18 protein-coding genes are annotated in these 22,531 nt (G+C 52.9%); 11 read left to right on the forward strand and 7 right to left on the reverse strand.

Going from position 1 to position 22,531, the window contains the following annotated elements; all coding sequences use genetic code 11:
- Window positions 1-684 precede the first annotated feature (684 nt).
- Complete coding sequence (locus ELY33_RS17850; RefSeq protein WP_167470065.1) at window positions 685-834, reverse strand: hypothetical protein; 150 nt, start codon at window positions 832-834, stop codon at window positions 685-687.
- A 206-nt stretch (window positions 835-1,040) separates the two neighbouring features.
- Here ELY33_RS17850 and ELY33_RS08090 point away from each other — a divergent pair, with 206 nt between their 5' ends.
- Genes ELY33_RS08090 through ELY33_RS08100 form a run of 3 tightly spaced genes read left to right on the forward strand, consistent with a single transcriptional unit; the run spans window position 1,041 to window position 5,147 of the window.
- Entirely contained in the window at window positions 1,041-1,856 is an 816-nt protein-coding gene (locus tag ELY33_RS08090; protein WP_126946538.1) for a GntR family transcriptional regulator, read from the forward strand.
- On the forward strand, window positions 1,853-3,772 hold the full coding sequence (locus ELY33_RS08095) for a sensor histidine kinase (RefSeq protein ID WP_126946541.1): 1,920 nt from the start codon (window positions 1,853-1,855) through the stop codon (window positions 3,770-3,772). The genes ELY33_RS08090 and ELY33_RS08095 overlap by 4 nt, the downstream gene beginning before the upstream one ends.
- The gene (locus ELY33_RS08100) at window positions 3,765-5,147 is read left to right on the forward strand and encodes a sigma-54-dependent transcriptional regulator (protein ID WP_126946544.1); all 1,383 of its coding nucleotides are present in this window, start codon (window positions 3,765-3,767) and stop codon (window positions 5,145-5,147) included. The genes ELY33_RS08095 and ELY33_RS08100 overlap by 8 nt, the downstream gene beginning before the upstream one ends.
- Here ELY33_RS08100 and ELY33_RS08105 read toward each other — a convergent pair.
- The 3 genes from ELY33_RS08105 to ELY33_RS08115 all read right to left on the reverse strand — a co-directional run bounded on the left by ELY33_RS08105 (window position 5,123) and on the right by ELY33_RS08115 (window position 7,826).
- Window positions 5,123-5,794: a metal-dependent hydrolase gene (locus tag ELY33_RS08105; RefSeq protein WP_126946547.1), complete on the reverse strand. Its 672-nt coding sequence runs from the start codon at window positions 5,792-5,794 to the stop codon at window positions 5,123-5,125. The genes ELY33_RS08100 and ELY33_RS08105 overlap by 25 nt on opposite strands.
- Window positions 5,795-5,905: 111 nt before the next feature.
- Window positions 5,906-6,442: a gamma carbonic anhydrase family protein gene (locus tag ELY33_RS08110; RefSeq protein ID WP_126946550.1), complete on the reverse strand. Its 537-nt coding sequence runs from the start codon at window positions 6,440-6,442 to the stop codon at window positions 5,906-5,908.
- Window positions 6,443-6,485: 43 nt separating this feature from the next.
- Window positions 6,486-7,826 (reverse strand): sodium-dependent transporter, encoded by a 1,341-nt coding sequence (locus ELY33_RS08115; RefSeq protein WP_126946553.1) that lies wholly within the window; start codon window positions 7,824-7,826, stop codon window positions 6,486-6,488.
- A gap of 222 nt (window positions 7,827-8,048) precedes the next feature.
- On the opposite strand from ELY33_RS08115, the gene prlC reads away from it, so the two are divergent.
- The 4 genes from prlC (at window position 8,049) to ELY33_RS08135 (ending at window position 14,019) form a co-directional block, all read left to right on the forward strand.
- Window positions 8,049-10,097 (forward strand): oligopeptidase A, encoded by a 2,049-nt coding sequence (prlC, locus tag ELY33_RS08120; protein WP_126946555.1) that lies wholly within the window; start codon window positions 8,049-8,051, stop codon window positions 10,095-10,097.
- A gap of 65 nt (window positions 10,098-10,162) precedes the next feature.
- Complete coding sequence (locus ELY33_RS08125; protein WP_126946558.1) at window positions 10,163-10,414, forward strand: YheV family putative zinc ribbon protein; 252 nt, start codon at window positions 10,163-10,165, stop codon at window positions 10,412-10,414.
- Between the two features lie 324 nt (window positions 10,415-10,738).
- Window positions 10,739-11,722, forward strand: a complete 984-nt coding sequence (locus ELY33_RS08130) for a TAXI family TRAP transporter solute-binding subunit (RefSeq protein WP_126946560.1) — start codon at window positions 10,739-10,741, stop codon at window positions 11,720-11,722.
- Between the two features lie 98 nt (window positions 11,723-11,820).
- Window positions 11,821-14,019: a TRAP transporter permease gene (locus ELY33_RS08135; protein ID WP_126946563.1), complete on the forward strand. Its 2,199-nt coding sequence runs from the start codon at window positions 11,821-11,823 to the stop codon at window positions 14,017-14,019.
- A gap of 120 nt (window positions 14,020-14,139) precedes the next feature.
- Here ELY33_RS08135 and metF read toward each other — a convergent pair whose 3' ends face one another.
- On the reverse strand, window positions 14,140-14,982 hold the full coding sequence (gene metF / locus ELY33_RS08140) for a methylenetetrahydrofolate reductase [NAD(P)H] (RefSeq protein WP_126946566.1): 843 nt from the start codon (window positions 14,980-14,982) through the stop codon (window positions 14,140-14,142).
- Window positions 14,983-15,140: 158 nt separating this feature from the next.
- On the opposite strand from metF, the gene ELY33_RS08145 reads away from it, so the two are divergent.
- The gene (locus ELY33_RS08145; protein WP_126946569.1) at window positions 15,141-16,076 is read left to right on the forward strand and encodes an AEC family transporter; all 936 of its coding nucleotides are present in this window, start codon (window positions 15,141-15,143) and stop codon (window positions 16,074-16,076) included.
- Here the strand turns inward: ELY33_RS08145 and ligB are convergent.
- Both ligB and metK read right to left on the reverse strand, forming a co-directional pair.
- Complete coding sequence (ligB, locus tag ELY33_RS08150) at window positions 16,073-17,773, reverse strand: NAD-dependent DNA ligase LigB (RefSeq protein WP_126946572.1); 1,701 nt, start codon at window positions 17,771-17,773, stop codon at window positions 16,073-16,075. The genes ELY33_RS08145 and ligB overlap by 4 nt on opposite strands.
- A 184-nt stretch (window positions 17,774-17,957) precedes the next feature.
- Complete coding sequence (gene metK, locus ELY33_RS08155) at window positions 17,958-19,178, reverse strand: methionine adenosyltransferase (RefSeq protein WP_126946575.1); 1,221 nt, start codon at window positions 19,176-19,178, stop codon at window positions 17,958-17,960.
- A 247-nt stretch (window positions 19,179-19,425) separates the two neighbouring features.
- On the opposite strand from metK, the gene tkt reads away from it, so the two are divergent.
- The 3 genes from tkt to ELY33_RS08170 are packed head-to-tail and all read left to right on the forward strand — an operon-like array spanning window position 19,426 to window position 22,513.
- On the forward strand, window positions 19,426-21,417 hold the full coding sequence (gene tkt / locus ELY33_RS08160) for a transketolase (protein WP_126946578.1): 1,992 nt from the start codon (window positions 19,426-19,428) through the stop codon (window positions 21,415-21,417).
- A 33-nt stretch (window positions 21,418-21,450) separates the two neighbouring features.
- Window positions 21,451-21,804, forward strand: a complete 354-nt coding sequence (locus ELY33_RS08165; RefSeq protein WP_126946581.1) for a CidA/LrgA family protein — start codon at window positions 21,451-21,453, stop codon at window positions 21,802-21,804.
- The gene (locus ELY33_RS08170; RefSeq protein ID WP_126946584.1) at window positions 21,794-22,513 is read left to right on the forward strand and encodes an LrgB family protein; all 720 of its coding nucleotides are present in this window, start codon (window positions 21,794-21,796) and stop codon (window positions 22,511-22,513) included. The genes ELY33_RS08165 and ELY33_RS08170 overlap by 11 nt, the downstream gene beginning before the upstream one ends.
- Window positions 22,514-22,531: the final 18 nt, after the last annotated feature.

Below are 22,531 nucleotides of genomic sequence, written 5' to 3' on the forward strand. Positions count from 1 at the left end.
TACGCATTTCCTGGTGTTTGTCAATCACTGTTTTAGTGAAGGGAGCGAGAAAATTAACGAAGCGAGCGAAGCTTGTAGCCCACAACCGTATTTCTAACCCTCTGACAAACCAAAGGTTTCCACCTTTGAACTGACAAATAAACACCGCTGGTAACGCTGTGCGTCCCCGGCAGCGGATGCGTACTCTACGGTTTCGCTGCCGCGTTGGCAAGGGCTATTTAAAAATAACTGTAAAAAAATTACAGCGAGTCAATTCCAAAACCAACTATAAGTATAGCCGCACTTGCTAGTGGCGCAAGAGAACAATCAGCTCATTTGATCTGTGAACACCATAAACTAATATTTGCTCAATCTGCCGTCTTGCTAGGTCCAGAAATGGGCAGCACACTGGTTGGCACTAGCGCCACCCAATGTGCTGCTCTACAACACCAAAATGTATCTAGTTGCGTATCCGCATCAAGCACATCGATATACGCAGGTGGCATAGTGACCACTAAAGGATCATTGCCTTCATTTTTCACTAGGAAGAGCGTGTCCGTTTACGCCAACGCAAAGTTAACACCCGACACCGCCACGTCCACCGCTATGAAGTGTTCGAGCAATCACTGCCTTGCGACTGCAGCCATATAGTCATCATCTCGAATACCCCCGGCGCCTGTTTTATCGTATATAACCTCGCAAATTTCATCCGTAATAAAGATGAATCGCCGAGATAATAATGTAAGAAGACGCCTGCTCATTCTGCTGAACCAAATATTCGCCTAAATCTGATTCCAGGGCTTCAATACCCGCTTTTTCAAGGTGCACATTACAGTGCATCTCCACAGAAACCATGAACTTACTCTTAATGATGGCTTTCGCTTCTAGCAATGCAGTGAACGACACCGGTGACCCAATAAGCTGGTATTACCAACTTACAGGTAAAGCAAAAGCCGCTCTACGGCTATGCGGTGCGCCTAAGCACCAGCTTGTCATTGACGCTTGAGCAAGACACTCAAAGCTTTTAAAATTGGTAATACCAATCAAAGGAGCTGAATTTTATGTCTTATCCGCCCCTTCGCCAGCAGCGCTTGGCTGATGTAATTACCGAGCGCCTTGAGGCAATGATTCTTGAAGGCAGCCTCAAGCCTGGCCAGCGCCTGCCCCCAGAAAGAGAACTTGCTGAGCGTTTTGGCGTGTCTCGCCCCTCTTTGCGTGAAGCCATTCAAAAGCTTGCCGCACGAGGCCTGCTTACCAGCCGCCAAGGCGGTGGTAACTTTGTGAATGAAACACTAAACAGCGGCTACATTGACCCCTTGCTGGAGATGCTATCTCGGCACAACGAATTTCATTTGGATTTGCTTGAATTTCGCGATGCAATGGAAGGGATTTCGGCTTATTACGCCGCATTACGCTCAACACCCGCGGATAAAGCGGTATTGATCCAGCGCTTTGAAGAACTTGACAGTGGGTTTGTTGGCGCCAACCCCGCACAAGAAGCAAAGTTAGATGCCGCTTTCCACCTTGCTATTGCAGAAGCAGCACATAACGTACTGTTACTGCATACTATTAGAGGTATTTTTCATTTATTAGAGCAAAGCATTGTTGATAATCTTGCTCATTTTTTTGCAAAGCCCGACTCGCGCTCGCAGCTAATGAAACAACACCGCGCCCTGCTTGATGCAATTTTAGATGGCCGTGCTGAAGATGCCCGAAGCCGAGCGCACGAGCACCTAGTGTACGTTGAGGAAGGCCTTCTCGAAATAGCCAGAGCGGAAACTCGCGCCCAGCGAGCACTGCGTCGTGCTCAAGGTACCGCTCAAAGTACTACTCAAAGTACTAATCAAAGTGCTAGTACTAGTAGCACACCCGCATGAGTCGCTTACTTCGCCTTTCAAACCACCGCTGGCGGCTGCTCTGGCTAATCGCCATTCCGCTTGGGCTGATGCTTTGCATGTGGCAGGCCGCTCAACTGGCTCGCGAGCAAGCGCTATCGAATTTACAAGACGATGCTGAAAATGAGTTGCGGCTTTCCGCCGCCAACTTGAATGGATACCTGCTGCGCTATGACTACTTGCCACAAATGCTGGCGACCAGGGAAGGCGTACAACGTTTTTTAGCTTCCCCAGATAGCCAAGATCCCATGCCGCTCAACTTACTGCTTGACCGTTTTCGCTTTACCGCTGGGGTCTCCGATGTTTATTTACTGAACCGTGACGCCGATACCATCGCCGCCAGCAACTGGCACCGCCCTAAAACGTTCATTGGCCAAAACTACGCGTTCCGCAGCTATTACACGGATGCTATTACCGGAGGGCAGGGACGCTTTTATGGCCTAGGTTTACAGTCGCTTGAGCGTGGTTACTATTTTTCTGCGCCGGTTTGGCTTGATGATACCTCCCCCGATGCAAAACCTGACGGGGTTATTGTCGTCAAAGTGCTGCTCGACGACGTTGAAGAGAGTTGGGCAGAGCAGGATGCTGAACTGTTTGTCACCGATAGCGATAATATTATTTTCATGGCTAGTCATCCTGAGCTGCGCATGAATGCCCTCTACCCCCTCACCGATAACCAGCGCGACAGCTTACGGGCAACTCGTCGCTATGCAATGGAGCCGTTAACGCCTTCAGGCATGAAGCGTGAAGCCCCTTACGGGTCTGATAGCTATCTTGTTAGCTTTGCTAGCGGGCCACTCAGCAGTGGGCACTATTTAAGTCTTACGCGCCCCATCCCAGAGTTCGGCTGGCAAATGCATATTTTAAAACCGCTAACCCCGGTGGTGAACGCCCAGTGGATCGCAGCACTGATGGCGGGGGGCTTATATGGCGTGGTGGCACTGGGTGGCGGCATTGGTTGGCAACGCTTGCGCTTACGTCGAGAGCGCGAAGCCTTTGCGGAACGCGAACGACAAACCTTGGCGAGAGTGCGCGATGAACTAGAAGTCAGCGTTGAGCGAAGAACACGTGATTTAGTTGCCAGCAATCAGCGGCTTTCTGATGAAATTGAAGAGCGTCGGCGAGCAGAAGCAAACCTACGCCAAACGCAAGATGAGCTGATCCAAGCAGCAAAGCTGGCGGTCTTAGGCCAATTGGCTGCCGGGATTAACCATGAATTAAATCAGCCGCTAGCCGCCATTCGCGCCTACGCTGAAAATGGCCGACGGTTTATCGAGCTTGCGCGGGTGGATAAGGCAGACGCCAACCTAGCGCAAATTGTCGAACTCACCCAGCGTATGGCCGATATTAGCGCCCAACTGCGCCAGTTTTCTCGGAAAAGCAGCGAGCGTCAGGAAACAATCTCCGTACAAGCCTGTATTGAGTACGCGTTGCGTTTATTCCACAGCCGCTTACGTGATGATGGCATTAAGGTGGTTCACCAGTGGCCCGAGGAAACGCTTTGGGTCGAGGGTGATTTAGTCCGCCTAGAGCAAGTACTGGTGAACTTGATCAGTAACGCGCTACAAGCAATGAAAGAGCTAGCGTCACCCATGCTGACGCTAAGCGTAGAAATAGCACAACAGCACGTGATGATCAGCGTTGCCGATAATGGCCCAGGCATCCCAGAACACCACTTGAGCCAGATTTTCGAACCCTTCTTTACTACGAAAGCACCCGGTAGCGGATTAGGGCTGGGACTTTCGATTTCCTCACGTATTATGGAGGATCTAGGCGGCAAACTGCAGGTAACGAATCAGCCCACTGGCGGTGCACAATTCACCATTACGCTACCCTGTTCAGCAACGCCTAACGTACTGCCGCCACTTTCGGTCAAGGAGAGTAACAACCATGCATGAGCCGTCGACGCTGCCGGTCATGGTGATCGACGACGAACCGCACCTGCGTATCACCGCCAGCCAAACACTCGAACTTGCTGGCTACACGCCTCACTGTTTTGAGTCAGCAGAACAAGCGCTTGAAGCGCTACCCGCAAACTTTCCCGGCGTTATTGTAAGTGACATTCGCATGCCTGGAATGGACGGCATGGCGTTATTGCATGAGCTACATAGCCGCGATGCTACGTTGCCGATTATCTTAATCACTGGCCACGGCGACATTTCAACCGCGGTAGAAGCGATGCGAGCAGGCGCCTGGGATTTTCTAGAAAAGCCATTCGCGGGTGACCAGTTACTGGATGTTGTGAGGCGAGGAATCGAAAAGCGCCAGCTGAGCCTAGAAAACTTGCGCTTAAAAGCCGAACTGGAAGTTCAGCAGGCGGCCCTTGGGCCACGCCTAGTGGGCCGCACACCTGTGATCTCTCGCCTTGCGGCAATGATTCAGCGCATCAGCCAAGTAGAGGCCGATGTGCTGCTATTTGGCGAAACCGGCACCGGAAAAGACCTTGTTGCTCGTGCTATTCACGAGCGCAGTGCCCGTCGCAACAGCCCATTTATGGCTATTAACTGCGGTGCAGTGCCAGAAAACACCATAGAATCAGAACTGTTTGGTCATGAGAAAGGTGCCTTTACCGGCGCTGTCGAGCGGCGAATTGGTAAGTTTGAGCACGCGAATGGCGGCACAGTATTTCTTGATGAGATCGAATCCATGCCGTTGGCACTTCAGGTTAAGCTGTTACGCGTCTTGCAAGAGCGCAGCGTCGAGCGTCTTGGGGCTAACGAAACGGTGCCACTCAATATTCGTGTGATTGCGGCTACCAAGGTGGACCTAAAAGTCGCTGCCGAAGAGGGAAGCTTTCGCGAAGATCTTTATTATCGACTCAACGTGGTCACCCTGCCACTGCCCGCGCTACGCGAACGGCGCGAGGACATTCCACTGCTATTTCAGCATTTCGCCGTAATCGCGGCAAACCGCAGCGGTTTAGAAGCGCCCACGCTGGATAGCCATTCGATTGCCGCCTTGCTGGCCCACGACTGGCCTGGCAATGTTCGCGAACTGCGAAATCTTGCCGAGCGTTATGTGCTACTGGGGGCAGCCTTTGACTACCGCCTGGATGCACTTCTAGAAGGGGTCAACGCTGGCACCGAAGAACCGACGCTGCCCCGACAAGTGGAGCTATTTGAAAAAAGCCTGATTAGCCAATCCCTTGCCCGTCATCATGGGCGCGTAACCGACGTGTGCCGCCACCTGGGAATACCCCGCAAAACCTTCTACGACAAACTCAAAAAACACAGTATAAGTGCTAACGATTATCGCCATAGCAGCGACCCTTGATGAAACAACTCAATCAATACGTCCCACGGCGGTACCCAGGGCACCAACGTAAATAACGCAATCAACATAAAGACGTTGGATAGCGGACGACGGCCATCGCCCAGCTTTAGCGCGGTTCCAAAGGAACGCTTTAACCGCGCACCTTCTAGGTCCACGCTGAAGAGTTCGTCGAGGCTCAAATGAATGATGAATCCTAGCAGTACCGCTGCACTATGGCACCACGCCAACCAGGCTGGCTGCGCCAACAAATGAAAACTGAACGCTGCAGTCACTAGCGCGCACAGCACAGCCGCCATCAGCGAGTGCCAAATACCACGATGAACCGTTAGCCTTGAGAACACCACCGCCGCCAAATAGCGCACACTAACGTAAATGCCGCCACACGCTACCAGCAACAAACCTGGCGTTAACCAAGGCTGCAACAACAGCACGCCAAGCACCAGCGAAGGTACGGATAAAAGGTTAAAAATCAGACGGATAGAGCGAGAACGATCAGCATCAATGTCAGGCAAAATGCCGCCGAAGGCTACCAGGGCAATAATTAATAACGCCTGAGTCGCTGGCCACCACTCTGCCTGCCAGCCGACATAAGCCGTTAGCACGCCGCCGGCTGCTGCTATCGTAATGTGCGTGCGAAAATTCGCCATAGCGCGGCACCCTGGAAAACTGGATAAATTACCAGACTTTTGGCTGCCGCAACATGCCTATTTAAGAAAAAATAGTGTTAGGCCAATTGCTTAGCGCCTACGCCAGAAAATTCATTGAGCGAGGAACTGATCTTTTAACTTAACGTAGTTACCTGCCGTGTAAGGAAAGAAAGCACGTTCTTTATCTTTTAGTGGACGCAATGCTTTTGCCGGATTACCGGCGTATACATGGCCACTTTCCAAGCGTTTACCAGGCGTCACCACTGCACCGGCGGCAATAATCACCTCGTCTTCGACGACCGTCCCATCCATCACAATCGCCCCCATACCCACCAAGATGCGGCTACCCAGCGTACAGCCATGCAAAATCGCTTTATGGCCAATAGTGACATCATCGCCAATCGTCAGCGGAAACCCGTCAGGATTAAAATCGCTGGCATGGGTAATATGCAGCACGCTGCCATCTTGCACGCTAGTGCGAGCACCAATGCGGATCCGGTGCATATCGCCCCGAATCACCGTCATTGGCCAGACCGAACAGTCATCGCCCAGCGCTACATCACCAATCACCACGCTAGCAGGATCGATATAAACCCGCTCTCCAAGACGGGGCGAAACACCTTGAAAAGGTCGTAAGGCATTGCTCATTGCACTCTCCTGCTTAACGCTATTGGATTCAAATATTCAAGAACTATAGCAACCCGCCAAGCAATACAATAAACGTCAGCGGAATCGACACCCAGCGTACAATATTGCGCCAGAACACATAGCCATTTTCCCCAACACCCAATGCATGCACTACCTGTGTTCGGGGCATCACCCATGCCGCAAAGATAGCAATTAATAACCCCCCCATAGGCAGAAAAATATCAGGGGGAATACTGCTGACTAGCTCAAACACATTGCGTCCGAACAATGGTCTGAAATCGGCGAGCGTGGAAAACGAAAACGCCGATAGCAACCCTAACAGCCATACACTCAGTGCCACGACGGCCGTTGAGACACTGCGCCGCCACCCGAGCCCTTGCAACGTTGCCACCATTGGTTCAGCGAGGTTAATCGCTGAAGTCCAGGTAGCCAGTAAGAGCAGCAAAAAGAATACGCTTAACCAAAACGCTCCCCAAGGCAGTTCAGAAAAAGCGATGGGAAGCGTCACAAACATCAGACCAGGGCCATCGGCAGGATCCATACCCTGGGCAAATACCACTGAAAAGATGGCAATACCGGCTAATAAGGCCACGCTGATGTCCAGCATTGCGACCGCAAACGCTGCTTTTGGTAGGCTCTGCTCATCAGGCATATAAGCCCCATAAGCCATTAGCGCACAAGCCCCTACCGCAAGGGTAAAAAATGCATGCCCCATAGCATGCAACACCACAGAGGTCGTTACGTCGCCAAATGACGGTAAAAAAAGCCAAGAAAGCGCCGTACCAAATCCGTCTGTGGTCGTGGCATAACCGGCTAGTAGTAGCAATAAAACGTACAGCAGAGGCATTAATAGGTTGTTCAACCTTTCTAAGCCTTTGGCAACACCTGCTGCCACTACTGTCATGGTCATAAACAGAAACAACGAATGGTTAAAAATCAACAAACCTGGGTTTGCTAAAAACGTTTCGAAACCCGCCCCTATTTCCGCTGCACTCGCGCCATCGAAATTCCCGTTTATTGAAGCGACTAAAAACTCTATCGACCAACCTGACACCACCGAGTAAAACGACAAGATACAGAAGACGGTAAACGCACCAAACAACCCTAACCAGCGCCAGTGTTGAGAGGCACCCGCGTCAGCGGCCAGCTTACTAAGCGCTTGCATAGGCCCCCGGCGCCCTGCCCGGCCAATTAAAATCTCGGCCATCATCACAGGGATACCCAACAACAGTACAAACGCCACATAGATCAGTAAAAATGCTGCCCCACCGTTTTCGCCAGCAACATACGGGAAGCGCCAAATATTCCCCAACCCAACCGCAGCTCCTGTTACCGCTAAGATAAAGGCTCGCTTTGACCCCCAGCGCTCCAGCGTTTCACTCATTACTTGCTCCTGCCATTGGTGGCACTAGTTGGAAACACTAAAAGGCGGCAAGACTAGCAGGCGCTTACGCCTAGGCCAAACGCTGGTGTAAGTCTCAGTATTAAACCCAGACATTGAAACACAGCCTCACCGCCCGCACTGTGTCATTATTATCGCGTTTTTATACGTCCCTAACGTATCCAAAAACGTCTCGAGTTAAAAATTCATGCCTACGAGGTGCCTATGTCCCGCAATCCGTTGCTAGAGCCGCATGAGCTTCCCCCTTTCGCTGACATTCGCGCCGAACACGTCGTGCCTGCCGTGGAAACACTGCTTAATGACAGCCGGGAAGCCATTGACCGCCTTGCTCAGCAGGCCGCTTCGGCACCACCGAGTTGGGATAGCTTTGCTAAACCATTAGAGGCTGTGAATGACCGACTCACTCAGGCGTGGTCGCCCATCTCACACCTTAATGGCACGATGAATACCCCTGAGCTACGGGAAGCCTATCAGACATGCTTGGAAAAGCTGTCGGCGTTTAGCACCTGGATGGGCCAGCACGAAGGGCTCTTTAACGGCTGGCAATCGCTTAAACAAGGGGATGGCTGGGCACAGCTGACGCATGCTCAGCAACGCACGGTGGAAAACGCGTTGCGCGATTTCCGCCTGGCCGGTGTCGATTTACCCGCTGATAAAAAGGCCCGTTACGGCGAGATCCAAGCGCGCCTCTCGACCTTATCCAACCAGTTTTCGAACAATGTGCTCGATGCTACCCAAGCGTGGCACAAAGATATTAGCCAGCTTGATGAGCTGGCCGGCGTACCGGAAAGCGCACTTGAGACGCTGAAAGCAACCGCCCAAGCAAAAGGTGTTGATGGCTACCGCATCACCCTCGATTTTCCGAGTTTTTTCCCCATTATCAGTTACGCCGATAACCGCAAATTGCGCCATGAGGTCTACGCCGCGTTTGTCACTCGCGCTTCCGATCAAGGCCCAGATACGGGCAAGTTCGATAACGCCCCCATTCTCGAAGAGATTCTAGCGCTTCGCCAAGAGCTTGCTCATTTGCTTGGCTTTGACACTTACGCCGATTACTCGCTCACAACTAAGATGGCCGACTCTCCTGAGCAAGTGCTTGAGTTTTTGAATGATCTAGCTCGCCGTGCGGTTCCCCAGGCCAAAGAAGAAGTCACCGAGCTAAGTAACTATGCCCGTGAAGAACTGGGAATTGAAACGCTTGAGCCATGGGACGTGCCCTATGCCAGCGAAAAATTGCGCGAGGATCGCCATGCCATTTCACAAGAGCAGCTTCGTCCATACTTCCCCGCGCCGCGGGTGGTGGATGGGTTGTTCCAGGTAGTAGAACGTCTTTATGGTGTGCGTGTGGAAGCGACCTCAGATGCGCCCAGCTATCATAACGATGTCCAGTACTTCCGCATTACAGAACAAGGTAAGCCGATCGCCGGTTTCTATTTAGATTTGTACGCTCGCGAAAGCAAGCGTGGCGGTGCATGGATGGCTGACTGCCGAGTACGCCGCCAAACTGAACATGGCCTACAGCTGCCCGTGGCATTTCTGACCTGTAACTTCACTGCCCCGGTGGGCGATAAACCCGCACTGCTGACTCATGATGAAGTCACTACGCTATTTCATGAGTTCGGTCATGGCTTGCACCACATGCTGACGAAACAGGACATCGCCGATATCTCTGGTATTAACGGCGTTGCTTGGGATGCAGTTGAACTACCCAGCCAATTTATGGAGAACTACTGCTGGGAGCGAGAAGGACTAGCTCTGCTCGCCAAGCATGTCGATACTGGCGAGCCTCTGCCCGCTGAACTGCTAGAACGTTTGCAAGCAGCCAAGAACTTTCAGTCGGCAATGGGGATGGTGCGCCAAATAGAGTTTTCGTTATTCGATTTGCGCCTGCACCACGAGTTGGAAGCACCCAGCGCCAGCGATGTTCATGCGCTATTGGATGACGTACGTAGCCACACCTCTGTTGTGCCTACTGTCGACTTTAACCGCTTCCAAAACAGCTTTAGCCATATTTTTTCGGGCGGCTATGCAGCAGGCTATTACAGCTATAAATGGGCGGAAGTGCTCTCTGCCGATGCGTGGAGCGCGTTCGAGGAGGCAGGCATTTTTGACCCTACCACAGGCCAACGCTTTCGCCAGGAAATTCTGGAACCAGGCGGCGTGAGAGATGCAGCCGAGCTATTTCACGCCTTCCGAGGCCGCGAGCCCAGCGTAGAGCCATTACTACGCCATAGCGGTATTCGCGCAGCTTAAGATTTATTTTCACTATCACTGGGTGCGGCAATATCTCTCTCGTTACCGCACCCCTGGAGCCTGTCATGTCGAATGTGAAACGCTTTATTGCTGGGGTGACCTGCCCCCGCTGCGCGGCCATGGATCGGATTCGCGCCTGGGAGCAAAACAGCATTCGCTACCGGGAATGCGTCAACTGCGATTTTTTCGAGCAGTTACCGATTGAAGATGAGACCGCATCAGAGCTGACGACCCGTGTTAACCAAGTTCGCGAAGAGCAAAAAACGCAAGATGTGCAGCCCGTACGCATTCTTGACCCCGGCAAACCCAAACGTTAATTATCTTACCCCAGCGCTTTTAATTTAAGCCCCTTGGCGCTGGGGCTTCACTCATTCCAAACACTCCCCACTCCCCACTCCTCACCCGCAAAATTGTGCGATAACCCACACATTAAATAGCACGCGGTGTGCGAAACTCCAGACACTTAGCACTTTTCTTATTTCAACCAAAGTCGAATAAAAACCTAATAACATACTGATTTTAATTGCCAAACCTCTTATTGGCATGACTCTCGCTGTACATAAGTTGCTTAACGATAAAACTACTGGCAGTGCCAACGCACGCCAGACGATAATCCCAATAACAGCTTAGGAAATCTCGCCATGCGCAATATGATGCCGAAAACCGTCGCTCTTCTTGCCAGCAGCGCCCTGCTTGCAGCAGCAGGCACTGCCCACGCAGACCGCTCGGAATGGCCCGATAACTTTACCGTCGGTACCGCAAGCCAAGGCGGCACCTACTTTGTTTACGGCTCCGGCTGGGCTAATTTTATTTCAGACGAACTGGGTGTTTCTGGCGGTGGCGAAGTTACTGGTGGTCCGACTCAGAACTTGGCACTGGTGCACAGCGGTGATATGGCCTTTGGCCTGACGACTATGGGTCCAGCGTCGGACGCTGTTAAAGGCGAAAGCCCGCTAGCGCCTGGCCTGGCGATGGACAACGTTTGTGCGCTATTCCCAATGTATGAAACACCCTTCTCTATTGCTGCGCTTTCAAGCTCAGGCATTGAGTCTATCTCTGATATTCCTGATGGCGCACGCATTGGTTTCGGTCCGGCAGCGTCTACGTCAGACACTTACTTCCCTGCGATTCTCGAAACGCTGGGCGTAGAGTTTGATCGCCGTAATGGCGGCTGGTCTGATCTAGGTGGTCAGCTGCAAGATGGCCTTCTGGATGTGATCGCGTTTGCAGCAGGCATTCCGATTCCTGCGGTCAGCCAGCTTGAAGTACAGACGGATGTAAACATCATCGAGTTTACCGAAGAAGAGATGGCCACCGTGCTTGAAAACTTCCCGGTTGCTGAGTTCAGTATTCCAGCGAGCACTTACACCACACTCGAAGAAGACGCGCGCGCTGTGTCTATGTGGAACTTCGCCATTGCAGCCTGTGATTTGCCGGAAGACTTTGTCTACGAAGTCACCAAAGCCACAATGGAAAACAACGACCGCATGCGCTCAGTACACCGCAGCGCTGAAACCACTATTCCAGAGAACATTGTTCATAACACCGTGCTGCCCTTCCATCCCGGTGCTGCGCGCTGGTACGAAGAGAATGGCTACGACATTGCTGATGACATGATCAACTAAGCCACGCACCTTCTTACGCTGCCCCGTTTTCCGCTGGCCGGACGGGGCAGCGATCGCTACCGCCTCTTTTTCTGCTTTTGCTGTGAGGGTGACCTCTGATGAGTCACAACAACGATCAAGACCCCAACGGCCTCAAGGATGATGCCCAAACTGCTTCATCGATACCCGAGTCAATCGCCGAGGGTGTCGATGAAGAGGTTGTCGAGTCCAACCGCCGTGTGTTTGTTGGTTGGCAGTTCTTTTTATTTGCCGCATTGGCCATTAGCTATTCGAGCTTCCATCTGTTTTCGCTCAATGTGTACCCCATGGAAACGTGGTCGTTTCGCATTGTACACATTGCCGGTGCACTGATTTTGGGGTACGGGCTGTTTGCCGGTGCTCGCTTTGCAGAAGATGATCAGCAAGCCTCTCCAGCGTGGCTCAAATGGGCCAGCTATGCACTATTAGCGCCTGCGGTCTATTCATTGGTACAAGTCTTTTTGATGCAGCAAACACTCAATGGCGGTGCTCTGCGCATCGACCCAAGTATTGAGACACTGCATTACGGCTATCCACTCATAGCCGCCACAGCAGCGGCCATTGCCTTGTCTTGGTTCTATCGACAATCACGCCACCGCTTTAACCCCGCCGACCTCGTTCTAATGGTGTGCGCCATCGCTAGCGCGGCTTACTTGTTGATGGCCTTTAATACCAATATGCGCATGTCGACAGGCACCTCGTTTGCACCTCCTGGCATTTCCTGGGCGGCAATTGCAGGCTCTCTGTTAATTCTAGAGCTTACTCGTCGCGTGGCTGGTTTAGCACTAGTGGTGATTTCAGCGATATTCTTGGTCTACGTTTTTGCGGGCCAATATCTACCCGGTTTCTTAGGCTATCCAGGCCTATCGGTGCAGCGCTTCTTTAGTCAGGTCTATACCGATGCGGGCATTCTCGGCCCAACGACGGCGGTGTCGTCGACCTACATCATTTTGTTTATTATTTTTGCAGCGTTTTTACAGGCTTCCAAAGTAGGCGATTACTTCGTCAACTTCGCGTTTGCAGCCGCTGGCCGTGCCCGTGGCGGCCCGGCGAAAGTCTCTATTTTTGCTTCCGGCTTAATGGGCATGATCAACGGCACATCGGCGGGTAACGTGGTATCGACTGGGTCACTTACGATTCCTCTGATGAAGAAAGTAGGCTACCCAGCGCGCAGTGCTGGTGCCATTGAAGCAGCGGCCTCTACCGGTGGTCAGATTATGCCGCCAATTATGGGGGCGGGCGCTTTTATCATGGCGGAAGTTACTGGCATTCCCTACACCGACATTGCGATTGCAGCGATCATTCCGGCTATTCTTTACTTCGCCTCTATCTACTTTATGGTGGATTTTGAAGCGGCGCGTAAAGGCATGCGTGGCATGCGTAAAGATGAAATCCCGCTATTCTCCAAGCTAGTTAAACAAGTCTACCTATTCGCACCCATCATCATTCTGATCGTCGCTCTCTTTATGGGCTACTCCGTCATTCGTGCCGGTACGCTAGCCACCGCCTCAGCGGCGGTTGTCAGTTGGATTTCTCCGAATAAAATGGGCATTCGAGCTATTTTGAGAGCACTCCAGATAGCGGGCACCATGTCGATTCAAATCATCGCCGTATGTGCTTGTGCAGGTCTTATTGTTGGCGTTATATCACTGACGGGCGTTGGTGCACGCTTCTCTTCACTGTTGCTAGGCCTTGCCGGGGTTAGCCAGCTATTGGCGTTAGTCTTTGCCATGCTGATCAGTATTTTACTCGGCATGGGCATGCCTACGACGGCGGCCTATGCAGTGGCGGCATCGGTGGTGGCACCCGGTCTGATCAATATTGGTATCGAGCCGTTAGTGGCCCACTTCTTCGTGTTCTACTTTGCGGTCGTATCAGCCATTACGCCGCCAGTGGCATTGGCGTCTTACGCCGCCGCTGGTATTTCCGGGGATAACCCCATGGGGACATCGGTCGCTTCGTTCAAAATTGGTCTTGCCGCGTTTATCGTGCCGTTTATGTTCTTCTACAGCCCAGCCATGCTGATGGAAGGCTCTGCGATGCAGATACTTCGTGTCGGTGTAACTGCAACACTGGGGATCATCTTGCTTTCAGGCATGGTGCAAGCATGGTTCTTTGGGCCGGTAAACACCTTACAGCGTGTTGTCATGCTGGTCGGCGCGATGTTTATGATTTACGGCGGCATTTACAGCGATATTGCTGGCCTTGCCATTGGCGCAGCGCTGTTCATTATGCAGCGTAAGCAGCATGGAAATAAGGCGACACCCAGGACTACCTAACGGCTTAATCTGCTATTTACTCAACTACTAATAGCAGTTAACAGCCCAACGGAAACGCCCGCTCGAATGTTATCGAGCGGGCGTTTTTTTGATCGTCAGGTCAGGGTTCTTAAAAGAGCATTAGCCTCTCAGGTTATCAACAATTTCTAGTACTGGTGCTGCCTGGTTAAGCGTGTAGAAGTGTAAACCCGGCGCGCCACCGTCGAGCAAGCGCTCACACAAACGGCTAACGACTTCGGTACCGAACGCGGCAATGGCGTCACTATCGTCGCCGTAGGATTCTAACTGCTTACGAATCCAGCGGGGAATTTCCGCCCCACACGCATCAGAAAAACGCGCCAGCTTGGTATAATTGGTGATTGGCATGATGCCAGGAATAATTGGCTGTTCGACACCTAACGCTCGGGCCTTTTCAACAAAATTGAAATAGGCATCTGCCGTAAAAAAGTACTGGGTGATAGCCATATTGGCGCCAGCTTTCATTTTACGGGCAAAGTTTTCCACATCCTTGTCGAGGTTGGGCGCCTGTGGATGAGATTCCGGATAAGCAGCTACCGCAATCTCAAAATAGTCACCCGTTTCCTCACGGATAAACTCGACCAGCTCGTTGGCATAGCGAAGTTCACCAACGCTGCCCATGCCCGATGGCATATCGCCACGTAGCGCCACTAAACTGTCGACACCCTCTTCACGATACTGCGCCAGCAGGTCGCGCAATTGCGCTTTTTCGCTGCCAATGCAGGAAAGATGTGGCGCGGTCGTAATGCCGCTCTGGCTAACTGTGCGCACAATATCGCGTGTGCGTGCCTGGGTAGAGCCACCGGCTCCATAAGTGACTGAAAAAAAGCGCGGATGTCGAGCGGCCAGTTCATCGCGCACGTGCATTAACTTCTCTCTTCCTGCATCGGTATTGGGCGGAAAGAATTCAAAGCTAATACCTAACGGGTGCTCTTGACTGCTCATGGGACTTCCTCGCAAAGCGTTAACATCGTGATAATTTGAGTTATTCTCCTCTTTCCAACGTATGGGAGCTAATGAAAGATTTCACGGTCGATCTTTAGTTCAGCTCATGTTGGCCATTCAAACAACTACTTCGTCGCTTATCGATTCAGGATGCAAAAATGGATTTAGCACCAAACGCCTTAATGGGGCCACTGCTGATGTTATTGGGGTTCGTCGGGCTGGGATGGATTGCTGCACAGCGCTTAAAAATCGACCCGCGTCCTATCGCCACGCTATTGGTGTATTTAATTGCACCGCTAACCATTTTCCGGGCATTAATGAATGGCGGCCCAACGGCGCAGTATTTGCTGTTAACGCTGGCGCTGTTCATCTTGGTGAGTGCTATGGCGTTGGCCGTACGCTGGTTTACCCAGCACCGCTTTGGGCCTCAGGAAGGGGCGCTGTTGGCTTTCTCTTCGGGGACTGGCAATACCGGTTACTTTGGCCTGCCCGTGGCGCTAATTTTACTGCCGCCAGAAGGTGTCACGCTTTACCTGTTCTGCATGCTAGGCATTAATTTATACGAGTTTACGGTGGGCTTTTACTTAAGTGCCCGTGGCCACTTTTCGGTGCGCCAAAGTCTGGTCAAAATTGCCCGACTGCCGTTGGTTTATGCGTTTTTTTTAGCGCTGTTGCTGAGCGCACTCGACGTGACGCTCCCCACCGCACTGATGAATTCGCTTGAGGTTTTTCCTGCTACTTATACCTTGCTAGGCATGATGATTATCGGCATGACGCTTAGCCAGGTCACTTTGGCTGCCTGGGATACTCGCTTTGTTGCCACCTGTGTGGGCTTACGTTATCTGCTTTGGCCGTTGGTAATGCTAGCCGCTGTTTTATTACTTCAAACCTTGGGGCCACTTGCGCCAGAACTTGGGATGGCATTGCTGTTGCTTGGCGTTGTGCCCATGGCCTCTAACGTGGTGGTCGTGGCCATGGAACTAGGGATCCAACCTCAAAAAGGGGCATTGGCGGTGCTGACAACCACGCTATTAGCACCGTTACTGATTCCTCTCTATCTACATCTCATGCTGCGCATTACCGGGCTAAGCTAAAAACCTTCAACGCCTGCCAGCGTTAGCTCAACGGCCATACGCTGCACGTCGGGATGGTTAAAAAATGCCACCAGCGCGTCAGCACGTACAGGGCCAATGCCGGGAGCAGCCTGCCAATCAGCGTGCGTGTAGCCTGCCAAGGTATTCCAACTCTCTAGCTGGGCGCTGCCGCCAGGCGGTATCCCTAACGCCATTAACCATTGAGCATAAGATGCCGCCTGTGCGGCCTCAAACTGTGCGACAAGTGCTTTTGAACGAACGTCGCCCACGCCGTGTGCCTGCTGAAGCTGTTCAGGTGTTGCTGCCAACCAGCCCAACAGTTCGGTTACGACACCGGCTTCCATAAGCGCTTGCCACGTACCTTCCCCAACGCCCTGCATGTTTAACTGATCGCTTAAAAAACTAAGCCGCGCCAGCAGCTGTGCATCGCAGCCCATAGTAAGAGTAAAGCAACTTAGTAGGTGATAACGCTCTGAGGAGGGCACCTCAACGGCAGCCCGTTCGTGGCTTTGCCAAACGACGCTTGTTACCTGGGGAATAGTAAGACCTGCCAATGTGATCGCAACATGATCTCCTGGGCGAACATCCCAGGCTTCCCAGCGCTCCAGCGACCCTAACGAAACACGACTGATGCGCCGTCCTTCAAGCATCACTGGGTAGAGCCACAGTAATGGAGTCACACGCCCCGTGCGGCCGACGCGAAACTCAACCCCACGCACCTGAACCAATGCCTGTTGAGCAGGATACTTCCACGCCACCGCCCACTCCGGCGGCGATGATGACCAGCGCTGAACGCCAGGGCGCTTAGCTTGTTTCAGCACCACCCCGTCAGTGGCAAATGGGAGCGGGCCGTTAAACCATGCATCCCGCCAGTGGGCGGCGTCATGTTGGGTATTGATAGGGTAGGTGTAATCAGCGGTATCAAAACCTAACGCGGTTAGTTGACCCAGCCTTTCACTCATCTCAGCGGGGCCATCTGGCCAGTCCCAGATAAATAGCCCGATCCGTTCAAGAGTTTGGCGCGTAGGCGACGCTTGAGCCATAGCCCCAGCAACAGCACCCCGCGCCCCAGACGCGGGACTCTGCGATTGAACATGACCATCCAATGTCCAGTAAAGCTCACCCTGGAAGACGGCCGAGAGCGGTGTTGGTAACGTGTTTGGCACGGCTGGTAATCGCTCTACGCGAGCCGTCCAGTTCTGCCCGCGCTCGCCGTCACCACGGCTAACCGCGTCAACCAACACGCCCGCTTCATAACGCAGCGTTATCGCAACACCATCGATCTTGGGCTGAATCCAAAGATCATCTCGGCGGCTAATAAAGCGTTCTACACCGTCATGGTCGGTTTTATTCAAGCCCGTTTGCGCCACTGGATGATCTAAGGTGCCATCGCTACGAGTTACTTTGGTTAGCGGGCGATGCCGAGCCAGGTCACCCAAGCAAGCCCGCCAGTTTGCTAGCCGTTCCACTGCTTGATCGTAAAGCTCATCGTCAATCAGAGATTCGCCGTGATCGTGATAGGCGCTGTCCCAGCGGGCAACATGCTCCGCCAATGTCTGGCTCTCTTGTTGCAACCGCTCGCGCGGCCAATCAGGGCAGTCACTGGCCTGTGCGGATAAGGTGACACCCGTTAAGCCAGCACTTAATAACCAGGCACTCAGTAGCCATCGACCGCATGTTTTTCTGTTGGTATCCATACGCTCTCTCTCAGCACCTTGTAATGGCGCTTCCCTTTTGAACAGCAGCGACTGATAAGACGCTCGATGAGTAAAGAGACCTTAGCGCATAGCGAAAAGTAACCATTCAACGCAACAAAAATGCCCCTTGGCATCAACCAAGGGGCACAGTAATGACGTGCTTATATTGCTGTCACACGTCTTGTTACAAACCAGCAGCCCGACGCAGAGTGTCAGCTTTATCGGTTTTTTCCCACGGGAAGGCGGTAAAGGTTTCGGTATGCACTTGGCCTTTGTCGTCCACCCAGCGATAGCTGTGCTCAAACGGCTCACGCCCGAAGTGACCATAAGCAGCCGTGAGACGGTACATCGGATGTAACAGATCGAGCATTTTAGTAATCGCGTAAGGACGCAGATCAAAATGCTGGCGCACTAGCTCAACGATTTTCACGTCGTCGATTTTACCGGTACCAAAGGTATCGATGGATACCGACGTCGGCTCGGCAACACCGATCGCGTAGGAAACCTGAATTTCACACTTATCAGCAAGACCAGCAGCCACCACGTTTTTGGCTACGTAACGGCCTGCGTAAGCGGCGCTACGGTCGACTTTAGATGGATCCTTACCAGAGAAAGCACCACCACCATGACGTGCCATGCCGCCGTACGTATCGACGATAATTTTACGCCCAGTTAAGCCACAGTCGCCCACCGGGCCACCAATGACAAACTGGCCAGTCGGGTTGATGTGGTACTGGGTATTCTCATCAAGCCACTCAGCAGGAATTACCTGCTCGACGATTTCGCGCTTAACCATTTTGCGCAAGTCATCTTGGCCGATCTCCGGATCGTGCTGAGTAGATAAAACCACTGCATCGACACCACAAGGCTTGCCTTCTGCGTTATAGCGGAAGGTTACCTGGCTCTTGGCATCTGGGCGCAGCCACGGCAGCAGACCATTTTTGCGCAGCTCAGCCTGGCGTTCCACCAAGCGATGCGAGTAATGGATCGGCGCTGGCATAAACGAATCGGTTTCGTTAGTCGCATAACCAAACATTAACCCCTGATCGCCAGCACCCTGGTCTTCAGGTTTAGTGCGGTCGACACCCTGCGCGATATCAACACTCTGCTTGCCGATCAGGTTGATTACCCCACAGGTTGCGCCATCAAAACCTACGCGAGATGAGGTATAGCCGATATCGGTAATTACATCACGCACCAGTGCTTCCAGATCCACCCACGCAGACGTGGTAATTTCACCGGCAATAATGGCAACGCCTGTCTTCACCATGGTTTCACAGGCAACGCGGGCCTGTTTATCTCGGGCGATAATGGCATCTAGTACCGCGTCGGAAATCTGATCGGCAATTTTATCAGGATGCCCTTCTGAGACAGACTCAGAGGTAAACAGGGAATATTCGCTCATCGCGCTCTCGACCCTCTGTATGACGGCTGCAGAGTGACCGCAGCATCAGCAGGAAATCATGGCAGGAAGTTCAGTTCCCTGCCCATATATAGAAGCGGCACGACCACTTTCGCCACCACTTCGGGAGGCAGAGTCTACACGCTGTTGGGAGTTCTTCCCAGAACGAGGCCCTAGAATTTGCCGCCGCCGGGGAAGTCAGCGACAATAGCGCCTTTATTATTTCCGTTTTCAGGCGAGGAGCACCCCCATGCCGTCCCGTTTTGAGTTGGCCAATGCCATTCGCGCCCTTTCCATGGATGCTGTTCAGAAGGCCAAATCCGGTCACCCTGGCGCCCCCATGGGCATGGCTGATATTGCCGAGGTGCTGTGGAATGACTACCTCAAGCACAACCCCGAAGACCCCAAGTGGGCCGATCGCGATCGGTTCGTGTTGTCTAATGGCCACGGCTCAATGCTGCTTTATTCACTGCTGCACCTTAGCGGCTATGAATTAAGCCTGGAACAGCTGCAAAATTTCCGTCAGTTGCATTCGCCCACGGCGGGTCACCCGGAATATGGTTACGCCCCTGGCATCGAAACTACTACTGGTCCGCTAGGTCAAGGTTTCGCCAACGCAGTCGGCTTCGCAATTGCTGAAAAAACCCTAGCAGCGCAGTTTAATCGTCCTGGCCACACCATTGTGGATCACCATACTTGGTGCTTCCTGGGTGACGGCTGCTTGATGGAAGGCATCTCCCATGAAGCCGCCTCACTGGCGGGAACTCAACAGCTTGGCAAACTGATTGCCCTGTATGACGATAACGGCATCTCGATTGATGGTCAGGTAGAAGGCTGGTTTACCGACGACACCGCTAAACGCTTTGAAGCTTACGGCTGGCACGTCGTGCCGAACGTCGATGGCCACAAACCTGAAGAGATTAAAGCGGCCATTGAGTTAGCCAAGAGTCACGGCGATAAGCCTAGCTTGATTATCTGCAAAACGATCATTGGCTTTGGTGCACCAAACAAACAGGGTAAAGAAGAAGCTCACGGCGCACCGCTAGGCGACGATGAAGTCGCCCTCGCCCGTAAGCAACTCGGTTGGGAGCACGCACCCTTCCATATTCCTGAGCCCGTTTATTCTGGCTGGGATGCGCGTGCCGCTGGCAAAACCCGCCAGCAGGAGTGGGATGCTCGCTTCGCCCGTTATGCTGAAGCATTCCCAGCGGAAGCCAAAGAGTTTGAGCGCCGCATGAAGGCGCAGCTACCGGCAGAGCTTTCAACAACCGCGCTCATTGAACAGGCTCAAGAGAAAGGCGAAAGCATTGCTTCTCGCAAGGCTTCTTTTGAAGCATTGAATGTTATCGGCCCGCAAATGCCCGAACTGCTTGGCGGTAGCGCCGACCTCGCGCCGTCTAACTTGACCTTCTGGAAGGGCGCTAAAGCGATCACTCCAGAAGACGCTAGCGGCAACTACCTGCACTACGGGGTACGTGAGTTCGGCATGGGTGCGGTGATGAATGGTATCGCCTTGCACGGCGGCTTTGTCCCTTACGGGGCAACGTTCCTGATTTTCATGGAATATATGCGTAACGCCGTGCGTATGGCTGCGCTGATGGGCCAACAAGCCATTTACGTGTTTACCCATGATTCTATCGGCCTGGGCGAAGATGGGCCCACTCACCAGCCGATTGAGCAGCTAACCAGCCTGCGTACAACGCCAAACCTGAACACATGGCGCCCCTGTGACGCCGTTGAAACAGCCGCTTCCTGGGATGCCGCGGTGAAACGCCACTCTGGCCCCACCGCGTTGGTGCTCTCGCGCCAGAACCTGCCTCATCAGCAACGCACCAAGGCGCAACTAGCGGCTATTCAGTGCGGTGGTTACATTTTGAAAGACAGCGACGGCACGCCTGAACTGATTTTGATTGCCACTGGCTCTGAGGTATCGCTTGCCATGGACGCAGCTGCAGAACTGGAGCAGCAGGGTAAAGCGGTGCGCGTGGTCTCCATGCCGTCAGCCTACCGCTTTAATGGCCAAGATGCGGAATACCGTGAAAGTGTACTGCCCAAAGCAGTGACCAAACGGATTGCTATCGAAGCGGGCCACGCCGACTACTGGTATAAGTACGTTGGCCTGGATGGCCGAGTTATCGGCATGACCACGTACGGCGAATCTGCACCGGCTGGCGAGCTATTTAAATATTTCGGCTTTACGGTTGAAAATATTGTTAAACAGGCTAATGAGCTACTCGGCTGACACCACGCAACCTTTCTTAGTGCGGGTTATTCCATGCCCGCACTAAATGGTTTGCTATGGCTAATTGGCTATTGGTTAATCGGGGAAGTGGTCATCCACTTCTCCGGTTTGCCTTTTTCTTCAGGGGTAGTTGGCATGCTGTTGTTATGTGCCACCCTTGCCGTTCTTGGGCGCGTACCCTCAAGTCTAGCGGCCGCAGCCCAACCGTTGATCGCGCTTCTCGCCATGCTCATCATGCCAGGCGTCGTTGGTGTATTTTTTATTCTGGATGAACTCGCGGGCCAGTGGTTCGCTATACTTAGTGCGCTGTTGCTAGGGACGTTATTAAGCGTGATTACCACGTTATGGTTATTACAGCGGCTAATTGGGCGCTCAGATGCCCAGTAACGTGTTATCTACTTTAACCTCAACACCTCTGTTTGCCGTAGGACTTACGCTGGCAGCCTACTTGCTCGGCAGTTTGCTCTTTAAGCGCTTGCGCAACCCTTCGTGGCTTCCCGCTATTTTAATCGCTGCCTTGCTACTCGCGGCGGCGCTTGTCGCGATAGGGCTACCTTATGCGACCTACTACCAAGGGGCCACATGGCTAACCATCTTATTGGGTCCGGCTACCGTTGCCTTAGGCATGCCGCTTTATCAACAGCTGCCGCGCATCCGTGAGCTGTGGCAACCGCTAGCACTTTGCCTGCCAATCGCCGCCGCATTAGCTGCCTGTTACGCATTGGGAATTGCCTGGGTGATGGGTGCTAGTCCCGCTATCTTGGCGTCACTTGCCGCCAAGTCAGTCACTGCGCCTATTGCAATCGGTATTACCGAACAGCTCGGTGGAAACATAGCGTTACTGATGGGGGCACTGCTAGTGACCGGTGTGGTTACCATTCCCTTGGTGAGTGTCGTGGCTCGGCTGCTGACAATTACTGATGAACGCCTTATCGGTTTCGCATTGGGACTAAATGGGCATGCCATTGGCACTGTGCGGGCATTTGAAATAAGCCCAACGGCTGGCGCATTTGCCTCACTGGGCATGAGTTTAACCGGTATTTTTACCGCGCTGCTGCTGCCACTCGCCTGGCGGCTGATCAGCCCAGGCGGCTGAAAAACATACTCAGCTGAA

The sequence above is a fragment of the Vreelandella andesensis genome (assembly GCF_003989795.1).
Taxonomy (GTDB): Bacteria; Pseudomonadota; Gammaproteobacteria; order Pseudomonadales; family Halomonadaceae; genus Vreelandella; species Vreelandella andesensis.